Source organism: Embleya sp. L77 (assembly GCF_055557415.1).
In genome coordinates, this window is record NZ_CM145709.1 from 103,321 (window position 1) to 121,305 (window position 17,985).

General features: G+C 69.4%; 12 protein-coding genes. 2 read left to right on the plus strand and 10 right to left on the minus strand.

Going from position 1 to position 17,985, the window contains the following annotated elements; translation table 11 throughout:
• The first annotated feature begins 184 nt into the window (after window positions 1-184).
• Complete coding sequence (locus tag ACZOOI_RS00425; protein WP_465278828.1) at window positions 185-1,234, plus strand: LacI family DNA-binding transcriptional regulator; 1,050 nt, start codon at window positions 185-187, stop codon at window positions 1,232-1,234.
• Window positions 1,235-1,319: 85 nt separating this feature from the next.
• Here the strand turns inward: ACZOOI_RS00425 and ACZOOI_RS00430 are convergent, their stop codons facing one another.
• The 8 genes from ACZOOI_RS00430 to ACZOOI_RS00465 all read right to left on the minus strand — a co-directional run bounded on the left by ACZOOI_RS00430 (window position 1,320) and on the right by ACZOOI_RS00465 (window position 10,738).
• Entirely contained in the window at window positions 1,320-1,967 is a 648-nt protein-coding gene (locus tag ACZOOI_RS00430; RefSeq protein ID WP_465278829.1) for an SGNH/GDSL hydrolase family protein, read from the minus strand.
• Between the two features lie 65 nt (window positions 1,968-2,032).
• On the minus strand, window positions 2,033-2,800 hold the full coding sequence (locus ACZOOI_RS00435) for a sugar phosphate isomerase/epimerase family protein (RefSeq protein ID WP_465278830.1): 768 nt from the start codon (window positions 2,798-2,800) through the stop codon (window positions 2,033-2,035).
• A 254-nt stretch (window positions 2,801-3,054) separates the two neighbouring features.
• Entirely contained in the window at window positions 3,055-4,479 is a 1,425-nt protein-coding gene (locus ACZOOI_RS00440) for a chondroitinase-B domain-containing protein (protein WP_465278831.1), read from the minus strand.
• A 35-nt stretch (window positions 4,480-4,514) separates the two neighbouring features.
• On the minus strand, window positions 4,515-5,948 hold the full coding sequence (locus tag ACZOOI_RS00445) for a chondroitinase-B domain-containing protein (protein WP_465278832.1): 1,434 nt from the start codon (window positions 5,946-5,948) through the stop codon (window positions 4,515-4,517).
• 51 nt (window positions 5,949-5,999) lie between these two features.
• Window positions 6,000-7,355 (minus strand): alpha-L-fucosidase, encoded by a 1,356-nt coding sequence (locus tag ACZOOI_RS00450; protein ID WP_465278833.1) that lies wholly within the window; start codon window positions 7,353-7,355, stop codon window positions 6,000-6,002.
• 223 nt (window positions 7,356-7,578) lie between these two features.
• Window positions 7,579-8,445: a carbohydrate ABC transporter permease gene (locus tag ACZOOI_RS00455; RefSeq protein WP_465278834.1), complete on the minus strand. Its 867-nt coding sequence runs from the start codon at window positions 8,443-8,445 to the stop codon at window positions 7,579-7,581.
• Window positions 8,442-9,413: a carbohydrate ABC transporter permease gene (locus tag ACZOOI_RS00460; protein WP_465278835.1), complete on the minus strand. Its 972-nt coding sequence runs from the start codon at window positions 9,411-9,413 to the stop codon at window positions 8,442-8,444. Before ACZOOI_RS00460 ends, ACZOOI_RS00455 begins: the two co-directional genes overlap by 4 nt.
• Window positions 9,410-10,738: a sugar ABC transporter substrate-binding protein gene (locus tag ACZOOI_RS00465; protein WP_465278836.1), complete on the minus strand. Its 1,329-nt coding sequence runs from the start codon at window positions 10,736-10,738 to the stop codon at window positions 9,410-9,412. Before ACZOOI_RS00465 ends, ACZOOI_RS00460 begins: the two co-directional genes overlap by 4 nt.
• A gap of 484 nt (window positions 10,739-11,222) precedes the next feature.
• Here ACZOOI_RS00465 and ACZOOI_RS00470 point away from each other — a divergent pair, with 484 nt between their 5' ends.
• A complete protein-coding gene (locus tag ACZOOI_RS00470; RefSeq protein ID WP_465278837.1) occupies window positions 11,223-12,233 on the plus strand; it encodes a hydroxyacid dehydrogenase in 1,011 nt (336 codons plus the stop codon).
• Window positions 12,234-13,914: 1,681 nt separating this feature from the next.
• Here the strand turns inward: ACZOOI_RS00470 and ACZOOI_RS00475 are convergent.
• The gene (locus ACZOOI_RS00475; protein ID WP_465278838.1) at window positions 13,915-15,153 is read right to left on the minus strand and encodes a PP2C family protein-serine/threonine phosphatase; all 1,239 of its coding nucleotides are present in this window, start codon (window positions 15,151-15,153) and stop codon (window positions 13,915-13,917) included.
• A gap of 353 nt (window positions 15,154-15,506) precedes the next feature.
• Window positions 15,507-17,837 (minus strand): M9 family metallopeptidase, encoded by a 2,331-nt coding sequence (locus tag ACZOOI_RS00480; protein WP_465278839.1) that lies wholly within the window; start codon window positions 17,835-17,837, stop codon window positions 15,507-15,509.
• Between the last annotated feature and the right edge of the window lie 148 nt (window positions 17,838-17,985).

Consider the following 17,985-nt stretch of genomic DNA (forward strand, 5'->3'; position numbering starts at 1 on the left):
GAGTCCGCCTGAATCCGCCGGCACGGCCGCGGGCGCCCACCCGGACGACCGCGCGCCGGGTGGCGGTGTCGAAACGGGGTACAGTGCGCTCCCTCCCATCCCATGGGCAGCCATAGGGTCGTCCGATACCCGGTGTCGCCGCCTCGGACCTGCGGCATTCCCGCGCGAACGGAAGTGAGATCGGGTGAGCGAGCGTGACGGCGCACCGACCGCCGCAACCGGCGGGAGCAAGGCGCCGACGATCTACGACGTCGCCCGGGCCGCGGGGGTGGCCGCGTCCACCGTGTCCCGGGCGTTCGCCAGGCCGGGCCGGGTCAACGCGGCGACCGCGGAACGCATCCGGCGGGTTGCCGCGGAGCTCGGCTACCGCGTCAATCCGTTGGCGTCGGGGTTGCCCACCGGCCGCACGTCGATGCTCGCGTTGGTGGTTTCCGACGTGACCAACCCGTTCTACGCCGAGATCATCCGGGGAGCCGAGTCCGCCGCCGCCGAGGCCAGCTTCGTCCTCCTGCTGATCGACGCCCAGGAGTCCGACCGGGTGGAACGCGCCAGTCTGGAAAGGGCGTTGCCCGCCGTCGAGGGACTCGTACTGGCGGGCACCCGATTGTCGGACTCGGCCATCCGGATGACCGCCAAGCAGCGGCCGGTGGTCGTCCTCAACCGGGACGTCGCCGACGTCCCCAGCATCACCCTCGACAACCCGCACGGCATGCTCGTGACCGCGGAACATCTGGCCCGGTTGGGTCATCGCACGGTGACCTACGTGGCCGGTCCGGAGGCCTCATGGGCGGACGGGATGCGCCTGCGGAGCCTGCGCGAGGCGGCGGCCGGGCTGGACATGCGGGTGCAGCGCGTGGGCCCGTTCCCGCCGACGGTCGCCGGTGGTCGCGAAGCTGCCGACGCGCTCCCCGAGGACCTGCCGACCGCCGTCGTGGCCTACAACGACCAACTGGCGATCGGGACCATGCTCGCCCTGCAGGCACGCGGCGTCCGGGTTCCCGAGGACGTCAGCATGGTCGGCTTCGACGACATCTTCCCGACCCGCATCGTCCGGCCCGGGCTGACCACCGTCGCCGCCCCGCTGCGCGCCCAGGGAAAGGCTGCCGTCGACGCGCTGCTGTCCTCGCGCGGCAAGCCGGCACCGCGCACCGGCAAGCCCATGACCCTGCCGGTGAAGCTGGTCGTCCGCGACTCGACGGCACAGGCGCGGCGAACCCGGCGTCCGAGCTCGTAAGGCGCTGCGGGGCCGCGGATCGCGGCGGTGTCCCCGCGGCACGGCAGGCCCTGCTCCGCGCCGGCACGGCGCAGCAGCCCGGCTGCTACCGCCCTGCGTCCGGGGCCGTGGGAGCGACCTCGGCGAGCCAAGCGTCGGCGATCAGCCGATGCCCCAGCGGGCTCGGGTGGACGCCGTCCGGGGCCAGTTCCGCCGGCTCCCGGTCCTGCGCCGCGCGGGGCAGCACCAGGTCTGCGCGAACCACGCGGGCTCCGTTGTGCACCGCTGCCCGCAGGACGGCGTCGGTACGCGGCGACAGGTCCTCGAACCAGCGTTCCTGGTCCGGCCCGACCGGAAGCAGGAACGGGGTGATGACGACCAGCCGTGCGGACAGCTTCCGCGCGGTGATCGCGAGCAGGCGGTCGAGGCACGCCTCGAACTCGTCGACCGGACTGAGCAGGTTTCGGTCGTAGCGTCGCCAGGTGTCGTTGATGCCGATCTTGACCGTGACGACGGTGGGCCGGTGGTCCAGGACGTCGGTGCTCCAGCGGGATTCGAGGTCGTACACGCGGTTGCCGTTGATCCCCCTGTTGACGATGCGGGGGCCGGGTCCGTCGTGCGCCCGCTCGCGCAGGGTCCGCGCGATCTCGTGCACGTATCCCCCGCCGAGCGATACCGGATCCGCACGGTCGCGGCCCGCGTCGGTGATGGAGTCGCCGATGAACAGGAACGTGTCGTCGTCGTTGGGATGCATGCCTGCCGTCCTGGCGTGTCGGTGGGTGGGCGGGCGACCGGGCACCTCACCGGCGACCCGCCGGATCACGGTCGACCATGTCGGATCGAGGAGGCTTGGTCCGCGGCGCGCCGCAGCGTCTCGGCCTCGCGTGCCAGCACGGTGGGGTCGTCGCCGGGGACGAACTCCAGGAGCGCGTCGAGACCCCGGCCCGCCAGGCGGCCGAGGGCTGCGACCCACAGGTCCCGGCGATCCGCCAGCGGCAGCCGGTTGTTGGCCGGCCACCACGAGAAGACATGCACGGCGGTGACCCGGTCGCCGAGTTCGGCGAGGCCAGCCGCCGCCTGCTCGTCGGGGACGTCGAGCGGCGGCTGCCAGTACGTGCGGACGTTGTCCGCGCCCACCTCGTCCAGCAGCCGGACGGTCGAGGCGACGGTATCGGTGAGCGTTCCGCCGTGGAACTCGGTCGCGAGTTCCAGGCCGTGGTCCGCGGCGATCCCGGCCGCCTCGCGCAGGCAGCGCACGGTTTCCCGCCGCTGGTCCGGGGTGACGGACCGCGATCCGATTCCGCCCGCCCAGACCCGTACCCGGGGCGCCCCGAGCAGAACGGCGGCCCGGGCGACGGCGGGGAACCCGGCCGTTTCGGCGGGGGTGGCGCGAAAGTACGAACCGTACGAGCAACAGACCAGCCCGTGGCGGTCGGAGACCTCACGGACCGCGCGGACCGTGTCGGGCTCCCCCGCAGGCGCGTGCACGTCCGCACCCCACTCAACCACCTCCAGGCCCGCGTCGACCGCGCGTCGCGCGACCTCGGCGGCGGGCAGCCCACGGAAGGTGACCGAGCACAGGCCCAAACGGGTCCGCCCGCCCCCCGCTGTGTCCGTCGACCCGGCCGGCGGGCGGAGCCGGGGGGGCTCCGCCGCGCTCCGTTTGCTCTCCTCGGTCATGGCGCTGCCTTCCTGCGGTCGGCCTGCGGATGGTCTGCGATGGTCCTGCGGGGGCTCGGAGCGGTCCGCCCGGACGGGGCCGGGCGGACCGGATCGCATGGTCCGGCGAGGTCGGGTCGACGGACCGGTCGGGCGTGTGATGCCCCGTCATCGCCGGTCGCTCAGGGAGCGTTCGGGCCCACGTCCGCGGCGGTGAGGGGGTGCCGAAGAGCGGGTGTCGTCGAGTACTCGTCGGCACCGATGTCTCGTACGCTGCCCCGCGGGTCCCCGTCGATGTCGTCGGCCAGGGCCATGCTCAGCGTGGCCGCGCCGATCGCCGGGCTGCCCGCCGTCAGCCGCAGCACACCGTCCGCGCCCTGAGCAAGTCGGGGGTCGGCCCGGGTGAAGCCTCCGGCGGGTATGTTGCCGTTGCCGGCCGCCCCCCACAGCAGGTTGCTTCGCCAGGTGAAGCCGGAGGTGGCTCCCATGGCGACGAGGTCGCCGGAGTCGCCGACCAGCAGGTTGTCGGCGATGGTCACGTCTTGCGGCTCGTATGTTCGCGTCTCGCCCGACAGCGTACCGGCGTTGTTGATCAGGGAGTTGTGTGCGATCACCGCGCGGTCGCAGGCGTCGTTGCCCCGCCGCTGGGTCTCCGTCTCGCTCGGGGTGTGGTCGCGGGTGCTGCCGCTGCCGACCACCAGGGCGCGGCCGGACAAATTGCTGAGGTAGTTGTTGACGATCACATGGTCGTTGCCGTAGATCCGCACCCCGTCGAAGCCGCCGATCAGGTAATTGCCCTCCACGGTCGAGCCGTTGCCGTGCCGAAGCACGATGCCGCCCTTGCTGTCACGAATGGTGTTGTATCGGATGGTGTTGCCCGAGGACTTCACCGAGATGGCCTCGGGGTCGCCGTTGCAGCGCTCGAACAGGTTGTACTCGACCTTTCCGCCGGCGTTGGCCAGGGCCCGGCCGCTGGCGCCGAAGCGAATGGGTTCGCCGCCGTTGTCGCCGGTGAAGCTGTGGTCGGAGAAGTGGTTGCGGAAGATCTGCACGTTCTGCGCCATCTTGTCCTTGTCGGGACCGTCGACGACGACGAAGATGCCTGTGGTGGTCTTGTTGTGGAAGTGGTTCCGGTCGATCTTCGTGTCGTTCGCCCGGACGACGAGCCAGTACGGATCGCCGCTGTCCACGAACTGGAAGTCGTTGCGGGTCAGCCGGATCGCCGAGCAGTTCGTCGGGATGTCCAGCGTGGTGCTCTGCCGGAAGGCGAAGCCGCTGATCACGATGTTGGTCGAATTGCTCAACACGAAGCCGCGTTCGCCCCGCAACACCACTCCGCCGCGCGTCTTCGACACGATGGTAATGGGTGCGCCGCTGGTGCCGTTCTTGCCGGAGATGTTGATCGAGCCGCCCGAGGGGACCGTGTAGGTTCCGTCGGCTACGACGATGCGGTCACCTGGCGCGGCGCCGTTGATCGCGCTCTGGAGCGCCGTGAGGGAGGAGACCGGGATGTCGGCCGCCGCCGCGCTGCCCGACAGCGAGGTGGTGAGAGGTACCGCGGCGAGTGCGGCCACGGCGGAGCCCTTGAGGAACGTGCGTCGTTGCATGATGCCTCCTGCGTCGAAGTGGGCGGGCGGGTCGCTCAGTCGGCCCGGGGACCGACGTCGGCCGGGGTCAGCGGTCCGCACCTCGGCGCCCGGCGGAAGTACTCGTGCGCGCCCACGTCCGGCGTCCTGGTGCGGGGCTGTCCATCGATGTCGTGCGTGATGCGTGGCCGGCGCGGCGTGCCGGCGTCGATCGCCGGGCTGCCGGCGGCCGGGCGGGCGATGCCGTACGCGTCCTTGACCAGCTTCGGGTCGACCCGGGTACCGCCCCCGGCGGGGATGTTGCCGTCCGCGGCGGCGCCCCACAGGAGATTGCCGGTCCAGGTGAAGCGCACGGTGTTGGCCATCGCGACCAGTTGGCCCGTGTCCGCGACGAGCAGGTTGTCGGCGACGGTGACGTCGCGCGGCTCGTGCGGGCGCTGGCTCTCGCCGGAGATCGTGCCGCCGTTGTTCACCAGGGTGTTGTGGGCGATCAGGATGCGGTCGGGGGCGTCGTTGCCGCGGCGCGCCTCGGGCGTCTCGCCGGGCAGGTGATCGCGCTCCGATCCGCTGCCGATCACCAGGGCACGCCCGGCCAGGCCGGAGAGGTGGTTGTTGACGATCACATGGTCGTTGCCATAGATCCGCACGCCTTCGGTACCGTCGATGAAGTGGTTGGCCTCCACCCGGTTGCGGTTGCCGTGCCGCAGGACGATTCCGCCGAAACTGTTGCGGATGGTGTTGTGCCGGATGGTGTTGTCCGAGCTCTTCACCGAGATCGCCTCGGGGTCCCCGTTGGCCCGCTCGAACAGGTTGTACTCCACGACCGCGTGGGCACTGGACAGGGCCCGGGGGCTGACGCCGAGCCGGATCGGTTCGCCGCCGTTGGAGCCGGTGAAGGTGTGGTCGGAGAAGTAGTTGCGGTACACGTGGACGCGCTGGGCCATCTCCTCGGTGTTCGCGCCCTCGATGCCGAGGTAGATGCCGAGGGTGCTCTTGCCGTGGAAGTGGTTGTGGTCGACGGTGCTGTCGTCCGCGCGCACCATCACCCAGTGCACGCCCTCGATGTCGGCCAGCTGGAAATCGTTGCGGGTGAGCCTGATGTGCGAGCAGCCCGGGGGGATGTCCAGGGTGTTCCGCTGCCGGAAGGAGAACCCGCTGAGGGTGATGTGGCCGGACGCTTCGAAGACGAAGCTGTGCTCGCCTTCCAGGACGACGCCGCCCTGCGTCCGGGCGGCGATGGTGATGGGCGCGCGCCCGGTGCCCTGCTTGTTCCGAATGGCGAGCGGGCGGTCCGACGGGACGGTGTAGGTCCCGTCGGCCACGACGATCCGGTCGCCGGGTCGTGCCCGGTCGATCGCGGCCTGGAGTTCGTCCAACGTGCGGACGGCCCTCGGGGCCGCGCTCGCGCTCGCGGTCAGCGCTCCGCCGACGGGGGCGGCGGCAAGCGCCACCCCTGCCGCGGTACCCATCAGGAACGTGCGGCGTTGCATGGTGCCTCCGTGAGGATGTGGTGGAGGTACGGACGGTGTTCCGGCTTGCGATCAGCCGGCGGTCGGGGTGTCCCGGGTCGCCTGGGCGTCCAGGAAGAGTTCGATGACGGGTACGGGGGTGTCGGGGCGCTTGACCGGGAGCTGAAGAGTGAGCGTTCCGGCAGGCTGGCCGCCCATCTCGGTGTTGACCGCGGGCCGGTCCGGGTCGATGTGGACCGGGATGATCTCGGACGCGTCGTTGAGCAGTTGGGCGTAGCGCACCCGGCCGGCCAAGCCCGGCAGGTGCAGGTGACGCAGCGGCCAGGCGAACAGGTGGACGTAGAGCCGGTCGCCGCGCTGGGTGTACCGGCACTCGGCGGGGGCGGTGTACGAGGAGGGACCGCAGCCGCGGATCGACCGCTCGTGCAGCCGCATCCACCGGCCGATCTCGTCGAGGATCGCGGTGTCGCGCGGGTCGAGCGCGCCGCGGCCGGTGGGCCCCACGTTGAGCAGCAGGTTGCCGCCCTTGGACACCCCGTCGACGAGCATGCGGATCAGCAGGTCGGGGCTCTTGTGGTCCAGGTTGTCCCGGTCGTAACCCCAACTGCCGTTGAGCGTCTGGCAGGCTTCCCACAGCACGGGTTGCCCGTTGTGGGTCATCGGACCGGACGGCTGGTACTGCTCGGGGGTGACGAAGTCCCCGGGAAGGCCGGTCCGGTCGTTGACGAGGACGTGCGGCTGCAGTTCGCGAATCGTCCGCAGGAGTTGCGGAGAGTCCCAGTCGTCGGGTCCCTTGCCGCCCCACCAACTGCGCCCGACATACGAGAAGTCGAAGAACAGGTAGTCCACGCGTCCGAACGAGGTCAGCAGTTCGCGGACCTGACCGTGCAGGTAGCGCTGGTAGTCGCGGATGTCCCGCTCGGCGTTGGCGGCCTTGAACGCCTCGTCGTCGCGCTGCGGATGGGTGCCGTCCACGGGGAAGGACGGATGGTGCCAGTCGATCAGCGAGTAGTAGAGACCGACCTTGAGCCCCTCGGCGCGGCACGCCTCGACGAACGGCCCCACGAGGTCCCGGCCGTGCGGGGTGTTGGTGACCTTGTACTCGGTGAGGGCGCTGTCCCACAGGCAGAAGCCGTCGTGGTGCTTGGTGGTGAGCACGACGTACCGCATGCCCGCCGCCTTGGCCGCTCTGGCCCACTCGGCGGGGTCGTAGCGGTCGGGGTCGAAGTGGTCGAAGTACACCTGGTACTGCTCGTCGGTCAGTCGCTCGACGTTCTTGAGCCACTCGTGCCGTGCGGCGAGGGAGTACAGACCCCAGTGGACGAACATGCCGAACCGGGCGGTGGTGAACCAGTTCGTATCCGGGCCGTCCTCGGGATTCGGGCTCGCGGACGAATGCGCCTGCGGGGTGTCAGCGCTCGGAGTCATGGGGAATCGCTCTTTCTCGCCGGCATCCGGCGGCTTTTCGGTACGCGTCGGGGCTGCTCGTACGGAACGGGGCGGGGACGGGGCCGACGGGCGGGCGCATAGGGGCACCCGACCCGGGGGTCGGTGCGCGTTGCGGGCCCGGCGCGGGCTACGCGGGCAGGCGCAGGCCACGGAGTCGACCGGGCCCCGGGCCGGCGGGGCGGTCTGCGGGTCGGTCCGCGGGTCAGCCCTTGAGTGCCCCGGAGGACAGACCGCTGACGAAGGACCGCTGGAAGAACAGGAAGACGATCACCGAGGGCAGCAGGGCCAACAGGGAGGCGGCCATCACCACTCCGGGGGTCACGGCCGGGTCGATCCGCAGGGTCCGCAGCGCGAGCGGCAGCGTGTACGAGGAGGAGTCGGTGGCGACGAGCAGGGGCAGCAGGTACTGGTCCCAGATCATGGTGAAGCCGAAGACCCCGATGACTCCGAGGGCGGGCTTGCACATCGGCAGGATGATCTGGGCGAAGATCCGCAGGTCTCCGGCGCCGTCGATGCGCGCGGCCTCTTCGAGTTCGCGCGGCACGTCCTTCATGAACTCGGTCATCACCAGGATGGAGAACCCCCACGCACCCAGCGGAACGATCATTCCGGCGAGGGTGCCGATGAGGTTGAAGTGCACGACCGGCAGGTCGGCAAGGACGACGGACAGCGGGAGGGCCAGGATCTCCTCGGGCAGCATCAGCGTCGCCAGGATGGCGACGAGCGCCAGCGTCATTCCGGGGAAGACCTTCCGGGCCAGCGCGTATCCGGCCAGGACGGAGACGGACACCTGGAGCAGCAGCCCGAAGCCGACGACGAAGAACGAGTTCAGCAGGTACTTGAGCACCCCCTGGTCGAAGGCGATCCTGAAGTTGTCCAGCGTGAAGCCCGAGGGCACCACGCTCAGCTGCGTCGGGTCCTTGATGTGGCCGAAGGCACCGACGAGCAGGGCCAGCAGCGGACCCGCGAACATGGTCAGGACCAGGAGGTAGACGACGGCCTTCAGAATCCGTCCGCCGACGCTGCGGCTCTCGGTCAGGCCCAGCGCGGTCTCGGTCGACTCGCTCACTTGCTCTCCCTCCGCCGCAGCAGTTGGACGATGATGGTCAGGATCAGCGTCGCGACGAAGAGCAGGACCGCTCCCGCTGCGCCGACACCGAGCCGGTTCTGCTCGAGCCCGAGCTTGTAGATGAGGGTCATCACGACCTCGGTGGAGCCGTTGGGCCCCCCATTGGTGAGCAGGAACACCTCGGTGAACACGCGCAGTCCGCGAATCGCGGCGAGGATGAACAGGATCGAGAACACCGAACGCAGTCCGGGCACCGTCACGTGTCGCACCCGCTGCCACCGGGAGGCACCGTCGACCCTCGCCGCCTCGTACAGACCACGGTCCACACTCGTCAAACCGGCGAGGAAGATCATCATGTCGTAGGGGGCGCCGCGCCAGATGCCGGTGACCATGATGGACGACATCGAGGTGTCGGGGTCGTTGATGAACCCCGAGGGGCCCAGTCCCGCCAGACCGAGAATGGAGTTGAGCATGCCGTCGTCGGTCGGGTGATACATGATCCGCCACAGTTCGGCGACGACCGCCATCGGCACCACCACCGGGAGGAACGCCGCGGAGCGCACGAATCCCAGTCGACGACTCTGCCCCTCCATCAGCAGGGCCAGGGCGAAGCCGAGCGCCATCGAACCGGCGGTCTGTCCGGCGGCGAGGACGATGGTGTGCCACACGGCCTCGCGGAAGCCGTGCGACTGCAGCACCGTGGTGTAGTTCTCGGTGCCGACCCACCTGTTTCCCAGGTAGGGCTGAACCTCCTGGAAGGACATGGTCAGTGCGCTGGCCATGGGGATGAACTTGAAGTACAGGAAGAGGAGCAGAGCCGGGGCGAGGAACAGCCAGGGTGTCCACCACCGGCCCGATCTGCGGCCGCGCCCCCGGCTGCCGGCGAGCCCGCCGCCCCGGCGGCCCGCTTCTCGCGGGGCGGAGCCGGCCGCCGGCTTGGCGGCCTGCTCCGCCTGGTCGAGGCTCATGACGCGGCGATCCCCTGCTCCTTGAGGATGTCGGCGAGCTGCTTGTCGAGCTCACGCAACTTGGCGTTGATGTCGAGGCCGCAGTCCGCCATCAGCGCGTTCACCGCGTCCGCCGTCACCTGCCGCACCGGCGTCCAGTTCGGGATGGACGGCGCGTACCGTCCGGAGTCCTGGTACACCTGGGCGTAGGTCTTCCAACGCGGGTCGGTGCGGATCTGGGAGATGTCCACGGCGGTGTTGACGGGGATTTGCACGGTGTAGCCCGTGGTGCCCTCCATCCCCTTCTTCTGGCCTTCGACGGAAACCGCGAAGCCGGCGAAGGCATCCTGGCCGGCCCGGTTGTCGGAGCCGGCCATCAGGTAGAGGGAGCTGCCCTCGGCGAGCACGGTGGCGTCCTTCGGCCCCTTGGGCATCGGCACGACCTCGTACTTGTCCGCGCCGAGCGACTTGTCGAAGCGGGGCAGCAGGTAGGGGCCGACCACGTACATGCCGGCCTTGCCCGCCTCGAACGTCTCGTTCGTCGGCGGGGTGTCCATGGTCACGGCGCCGGGCTGGATGGCCTTGGCCTTGCACCCCAGGTCGCGGAACCACTGCATGGCCTGCACCGACGCCGGGGTGGTCATCGCCGGCTTGTACTTGCCCTTCCCGGTCTCGGTGATGAAGTCGCCGCCCGCGGCCCAGAGGAAGTTGGAGAAGTACCAGGAGGCGTAACCGCGCTTGGTGGACAGCGGGGCGGCGAGCCCGGCGGTGTTGTTCTTGCCGTCGCCGTCGGGGTCCTGCGTGGTGAAGGCCGCGGCCATCGCGGCGAAGTCGTCCCAGGTCCGCGGGGCGTCGAGCTTCAGCTTCTCGCGCCAGTCCTTGCGGATCAGCAGCGCGGACGCCTGCGCGGAGATCGGGAGGCCGTACTGCTTGCCGTCCAGACTCTTCCCGGACTGCAGACCCTGTCCGATGATCTGCTTGCTGTCCTTGATCTTGCCCAGGTCGATCTCCCGGAGCAGACCCTGGCTGTGCATGGTTCCGATCTGCGTCGCGTCGTTCATGACGATGTCGGGAAGCTTCTTCTGGGCGGCGCGCTGCTGCAGCTTGGTCTCGAAGTCGTCGAAGATGGCCGTGACCTCGACCTTGTAGCCCGTGGCCTTCTCGAAGGCGGCGGCGAGTTCCAGCGCGCCCTTCTCCCCCGGTCCACCCGGCGTCGTCCTGGTCCAGAGTTCGAGAGGCGCCTTGGAGTTCTGCTTGGCATCCACTCCCGCAGGCCCGGATGTACAGCTGGTGAGGATCAGTGCCGAGGCGAGGGCCCCCGCACCGATCCATCGCGATCTCTGCATGACAACTCCTGGTTTCGCCGCATCACATGGCCTGGAAAGCGCTTGCCAGGGACGGTAACCGGGTCCGATTCAAACGGTCAATAGTCCGATGAATACAAAAGGTTTCGGCGGACCGATGAGAGTGCTCATCCGGCGCGCTCCCGGACCCTCTCCCACGCGATCCGACGGACGAGGAGGACGACCCGACGTGCATAAATAGTCTCTTACATGTGTGATCTGGGCATCGGCGGGATCGACCCTGCGCCCCGAGGCGCGTCTCACTCTTCCCAACAGCCACCCGAACAAAGAAGGTCGGGCATCCAAGGTCACGGCGATGACATTTCAATGATCCGATGTATGGTTCCTGCGAGCTACGGTCCGGACAACGCACAGGCCGCCCCGGTCCGCGACGTTCGGTCGGACGCTCGTCACCACATCCGCGCAGGGACCGCCGACCGTCCGGCTGCCGGTCCACCACCGAACAGGCCGAGGAGACCAACCCGACATGAACGAACCGGCCACCGCACCGACAGCCCTGTTGGTCATGGAGGAAGAACGCCGGGCCGACGTCTACCCGCCCGCAGTGCTGGCCGAGATCGGCCGGCTCGTGCAATGGCAGGGACCGCCCCTCACCCGGCAGGAACTCGACGCGGACCCCGATGTGCTGCGGACCGTCGACCTTCTGCTCACGGGCTGGGGTGCACCCGTCCTCGATGACGCCCTCCTGTCACATGCCCCTCGGCTGCGGGCCGTTCTCGTCGCGGCGGGATCCGTCCGGCACCTGACCACACCCGCCTTCTGGGAGCGCGACATCCCGATAGTCTCCGCCGCCGCGGCCAATGCCGTTCCGGTGGCGGAGTTCACCCTCGCCCATGTTCTGCTCGGACTGAAACAGGCCCACCGCATCGAGCGGGAGGTGACGCAGAGCCGCCGCTTCCCCACCGATCCCGACGTCCCGGGCGCCTACCGGTCACGGGTGGGCCTGGTGGGACTCGGGCACATCGGCCGGCTCGTCGCCGCCCACCTCGCCCGCTTCGACGTCGAGGTCCTCGCCGCGGATCCCGTCGCCTCCGCGGACACCGCCCGGCGCGCGGGAGTCCGACTGGTCTCCATCGACGAACTCTTCGCCACCTGTCACGTCGTCAGCCTCCACGCACCCCTTCTGCCCGAGACCCGCGGCTCGATCGGGGCACGACTGCTGAACTCCATGGGGCCGGGCACGACCCTGATCAACACCGCGCGGGGCGCACTGATCGACGAGGCCGCCGCGGCGCAGGTCCTGCACGCCAGGCCCGACCTCACCGCCGTACTCGACGTAACGCACCCCGAACCCCCGGCCCACGACTCGCCACTGTTCACCCTTCCCAACGTCGTCCTGACACCGCACCTGGCCGGCGCCATGGGCGCCGAACGCCACCGCCTCGGACAGCTCGTGCTCGACGAACTCCGCCGCCTAACACAAAACCGACCGCTCCAGCACGCCATCGACCCCGCCCGCGCCGCCTCGCTGGCCTGACAGCACCAGGCACCGCCAGGCACCGCCGACAAGAGTCTCTTCCTCGGAAACCTCCGGTCGGCGACGTCACGCAAGGTCATGCTGTACCGCATGCCAGGGTCCCGGCAAGCCTGCTCGACACCCGCTTCCACCAGCTCACAGCCAGGGACGTCACGTAATCGAAACGTGAGTGGGACGTCGGCGAGGGCGGCGCGACTTCGGGGCCGCGGCACGCACCCCTCGGCCCCGAATCCGCTCTGCGGACTCCTCTGACCGGGCCGCCGCAGTGAGCGAAGGGGGCATGAGCCCGGGCGGGATCAACAGCGACTTCGGTGGCAGCCGGTCGCGACGCTGACGCGGGTGAAGGCCATCAGGGCGCACGGACGCCGACTCCCAAGGACCGCCGAGAGCACCGCAAGTGCCGACGCGACGCCTATACGCCCCCCGGAGCAGCTGTGCCGTGCGCGGGCGGTCGCCCGGCGCTGTCATCGGCGGCACCTCTGCGACCACGAGTACGGCGGGCCGGGGAACCCGATCCGCGTTCGACCGACGTCGCCTCGTCCCGAACGCCCGGATCGCGTCGCGGTTGTCATGCCCCGAAGCGTAGGGCCGGTGGACCCGGCGTGACGAACGGGAGTTCGGGCCCGGAGTCCGACATGTGGACGACTCCCCGTTCGACCCGGCGCGCCGGTTGTGCGGGGTGTGCCCTGTGGACGACGACGGGGAACGGCTCCGGTCGCGGCAACGCGCGGTCGGAGCCGTTCCCGTCCGTCGCGCGGGTCACCGGTGGAGGGGATCACCGGTGGTCCGCGGACGGGTCCCATGGCGGATACCTCCCACGAGCAACGGACCCGGGACGGTACTCCGAAACGCGTGGAGGGGCCCTGGTGCCGTTGACACCAGGGCCCCGAAGGAACTGCTACACCATCCGCCGGCCCTGATCCTGCGCCGGCTTTCCGTATCCGCGGACCCGACCGAACTGCCGTCGGGGGCGCGGGGATCGCGGTTGCTCGACCGGAGACCACCTCACTATCGATGTCCTCTGCGGTACCCGGGCTCAAGACCTCCGCCCGGGCGATCCCGATGGCGCTTCCACTCCTTCGTTCTTCCTCGGTAACCATCTACTGCGTACTGCTCGGTGGCCTGTGACAGCGCCACTCTCGACTCTTCGGCAGCCGGCCCCGATCGCCCGTCCTACGTCCGCTTGGCGTGGAACCCCACTGCCGAACCTCTCGGTGCGCGCGTCCGCAGCCGACGCCTTCACCGAGGTACTGCTCACCTACTCAACTGCGGGTACTGCGAACTGCACTTACCGGTACTGCGACTACGTGAACTGCGGTACTGCTGCACTGCGGTACTGCTCACGGCCCCTGATCATCCCGGGGCCACCCGGTGCGGCCGTCAGTCCCGTCGCCGTCCTGCGACACCCTGGCTTCGGGACTCCACAAGCGCACCGCCCTGCAAACCTGCGACTGCGTGTACTACGGGTACTGCGACCGGCAGTTCGTCTCTGCCAGGCCCTTCGGTCTCTCTGGCTACGAGAGAAACCATAACCACATCACCACCCAATGTCTACTCCAGTCACAACAGATTTTCGCGCGTTCGACAGTGAGGTAATCGACTTCGAGTACAGGCGTGTCTTCGACCGGGGGGCCGACGGTCCGGACGACGGTGACGATCGGGACCCCCGGTGAGCACCGCGTCATCGGCGTTGGGGGCTCCATTCGAAGAGCAGGATGGTCACGTCGTCTCGCAGTTGGTTGCGCTGGTAGTCGAGGATGGCGTGGATGAGCAGTCGCAGCACCTCGGCCGGGCGTTGTCCGGCGGAGGAGGAGCGGATGATGAAGTCGGTGAATCGGTCGAGGCCGAACTCCGCACCGTCCGCGTCGCGAGCCTCCACGACGCCGTCGGTGTAGAGCAGGACGCAATCGCCCGGTTCCAAGGTCGCCTCGTGGACTTGCCGCGCTGCCGGGGCGAGTGGACCGGCCAGGCCGATCGGCGGCTGTGGGGGGCTGTCCAGCGCCCCGACGAGGACCCGCTCGGCACGGATCAGCAGCGGTGGGGGGTGACCGCAATTGACCCAGCGCAGCACCCCTGTGTCGGCGTCGAGCCGACACAGCACGCCGGTGCAGAAGTAGTCGGGCACCCACTGGGCGAGTGCCTGGTCGACCGAGCGGACGACGTCGGCCAGGTCGGCACCACCCCTGCGGGCGTTGCGCGCCGCCGCCATGGCGACCGACGTGGTCAGGCCGGCGGTCAAATCGTGACCCATGCCGTCGAGGATCATGGTGTGCAGGAAGTTCTTGACCACCGAGTGGTCGAAGGCATCACCCGCGACGTCGTACGCCGGTTCCAGGACCGCGGTCGATACGCACCTGCTGCTGCCGATGGTGCGGGGAGGCAGGAAGGCCCGCAACATCTCGGCGGGCAACCGCATGGTCGCGGTGCGGGTACGGGCGGCCAGCCAGTCGCTGTAGGCGCGCTTCGAGGTGATCAGCATGGCGAACAGATGGGCCAGCATCCGGCTGCGGCGTAGCCGCGCCCCGTCCAGCGAGGAGGTCCGCACCGCCAGCACGCCCAGCCGCTCCGCACCGTCGACCAAGGGCATCCAGAGGGTCGAGCCTTCGTCGGCCTCGGCCACCCGCGGGGAGACCGTGCGGTACGCCCAGCCGGCCGACGAGCCCTCCACCGGCAGCGGCTCCAATGCCTCGTCGAGTGGGATGAGCAGTTGTTGTTGCAGGTCGACGAGGTAGATCGACGCGGCGTCCAGGCCGAGGGCGGAGGCGCACCGGTTCGCCAAGGCGGGCAGTTCGACCGGCAGGGCGGTCTGCGCCTCGATGATCAGCTCTTCCAGCCGATTCTCGTCGACGGCGGTGTCGGGACCGGAGGACACGCGCGACGTATCCGACACGAAGATCACCCCTTCCGTTCCCAGTTTCACACCGATCTTGTCCTCTCTCACGTCAGCCGATGGGGAGGACGAGAGCGACGCCAGGGGGCCGAGGCGGTCGGGGCGGTCGGGGCGGTCGGGCCAGTCAGCGGAGCTGAGCCGGGCCGTGGGTGCACAGGCAGGCGCGCACGGAGCCGATCGCCGGCGCGCACTGGAACCCCCGGCCACGAGTGGCGGTCCTGGCCGGCCGTAACCGGCCGGCCAGGACCGCCTGCACGGGCCCGTTTCCCGGCAGTGGCGCACCGCCAGGACCCGCATTGCCGAGCGCATCCCTGCTCAGCGAATCCCGGTTCGCCGACGTTCGCCGGTTTCACCGGGTCCGGCGGGCCCACCACCGCGCCGGGTCACTTGTACTGCGTGGTGACGCTCACGCCGCCGAAGGTCTGCGATGCGGCGAGGGTGAAGTAGACCCAGCCGGATGGCGGGTCGGCGATCGTCAAGGTCTCGCCGTTGCCGGTATTGGTGGACTTGGCCTGGTAGTTGCCGGTGGTGGCCCAGCTGCTCCCGCCGTAGTACAAGTCGGCGTTGCCGGTGCCGCCGCTGCTGGTGATGGTCAGGTCCTTGGCACCGGCCGGCAGGTAGAGGAAGTGGTAGCTGTTGTTGCCGGTGGTGGCCGCGAGGTTGTCCCGGCGGCAGTTCTTGTCGAACTGGCGGGGGTCCGCGAGGGTGCAGAGCGGAACGGGCGGGGCCTCCGGCAGGGGGCCGCAGTCGTCGGTGGCGCAGGTGGTCGTCAGCCAGGTGGCGAAGCCGGCGTCGTAGCGGGTGCCGATGGTCTGCTTCAGGAAGGTGCGGGCGCCGTTCCAGTCACCGGTGCGGTACATGCCGAGCACGGTCTCGACGTCCGCGGGGTGCGCCTGCAGCATGTAGCGGACGGCCAGGAAGCCCCAGCGGTAGACCCGGGCCGAGTTGACGTCGGGGTTCTCGTCCTGGTCGTAGACGGTGTCGAACAGTTCGCTGAGCGTGTAGGTCTTCGCGCCGGCCGCGGCGATGGCATCGGCGTTGCGCTGGTTGCGGTAGCCGAACGAGATGTTCTCGGCGATGCCCTCGATCCACCAGATGGTCGGCGTGGTCAGACCGGCCTCGAAGTCGCCGTACATGTTGTAGCGGCCGTCGAGGTAGTGGGTGTATTCGTGGTTGAGGTTCCAGATCTCGAAGGACGGACGCAGCCAGTCGGCCTCGTGGGCGATGAAACGGGCCTGGTTGCCGGCCTGCGTGGGGTTGCCCTCCTCGTACGTGCCGCCGTTGTCGACGTCGACGTTGTAGATGGCCCAGGCGTACAGCGCGTACTGGACGTAGTCGTCGAAGGCGACGACCTCGAGATTGGTGTTCACGTCGCCGGGGATGGCGCCCTTGTCGCCGATCACCCGATGGAAATAGGCGTCCTGGTTGATCAGGCTGGTGCAGGTGGTGGCCAGTTGGCCGGGAGACATGTCCTGGGCACGGAGCTTGAGGTTCGGGTTACAGGTGTGCCGGATCGGCAGGACCACCGGAAGCACCCGGTCGGCAAGGTCGCAGATGGCGTAGGCCGCACAGTTGTTCCGGTCGAACTGCCGTGTGTACCAGGCCAGGTTCATGGTGATCGGCGCGGTCGGGCCGACGTTCGGGTAGCGGTTGATCAGGTCCTTCAGCAGCGGCCGGACCCGGTCCTTGAGCTCGGGGACGTCGAGCGCGTAGCCGAGGTAGCGGCCGACGTTGCTGACGACGTCCAAGCGGTTCAGCTGGGCGTTGTTGCGGGTGATGAAGTCGGCCCAGGTGTCGAGGAACGCGGGGTCGGCCTTGAGGGCCGCCCGCCAGCCGCGGCTGTCGTTCTTGGCCTTGAAGCCGTTCTCGACGACCCATTCGACGTGCTCCACGGCAAGGGTCATCCGGCTGGGCCAGGTGGAGTCGTAGCCGGCGAGCAGCCACTTGACGACGCCGGCGTAGCGGCCGGCCGTGTGGGTGCTGTCGATCAACGTGACGACCTCGTTGAGGTTTTCGCCGTTGGCGTCGGTGACGTCCTTGCTGTGCGGGGAGGCGAAGAAGGCGTCCAGGGCACTGCGGGCCGCGGTGTCCAATGCCGGACCGTAGTCGCCGACGGCGTCCGCGTGGTTGTCCTGTACGTAGTAGCCGGCGCGCAGGAACATCACCAGCTGTCCGATGGAGGTGGTGTTGGTGCCCGGGTACGTCGCGGAGGTGTCGCGCAGCGCGTCGGCGACGGTCACCATCTTGGCTTCGCGGAAGGCCGTCCCCGCGGCATCCCCGGTGAGGTTGAACAACGGGTAGGTGCAGGTGACCCTGGGGAGGGCCTTGAGTTGTTGGATCAGCGCGCCGCCCGAGGCGTTGATCACTCCGGACAGGTCGCCGCACTCGTCCCCGGCGGCCGAGAACTGCCTTTCGGCGTCGGCGGGTTCGATGGTCGGGGCGGCCTGCGGGGCGGACTCCTCGGTGGTGCCTTCCTGCGAGGAGATCTTGGCGCCGAAACTGTCCGTCTTGGCGTCCGGCGACTTGGGGAGCGGGATCGACCGCGGCGCCGCGGTGGTGCCGGTGCCGACACCGGCCGTGGCGCCGGCCGGGGCCGTGGCCCCGATCGGGGCAGCCTGGCTCTGCGGGGCGAACAGGCCGAGGGCTATGAAGAAGGCCACGCCGAGCGCAGGGAGTCTGCGCGCATTGGCCTTCGCTATCCGGGAGGGACTCATCTGTGGGGGCCTCCGGAGCCGTTGTCGGTCGCGTAACGGGACGCGGCCTTCCGATATGCGACATGTAACATTGCACATGTCGCACCGTGTCGGAAGAGCGAGCTTCGAACGAGTTTCCGTGCGCCCGGCTCCGCGCCCGACCGCGGAT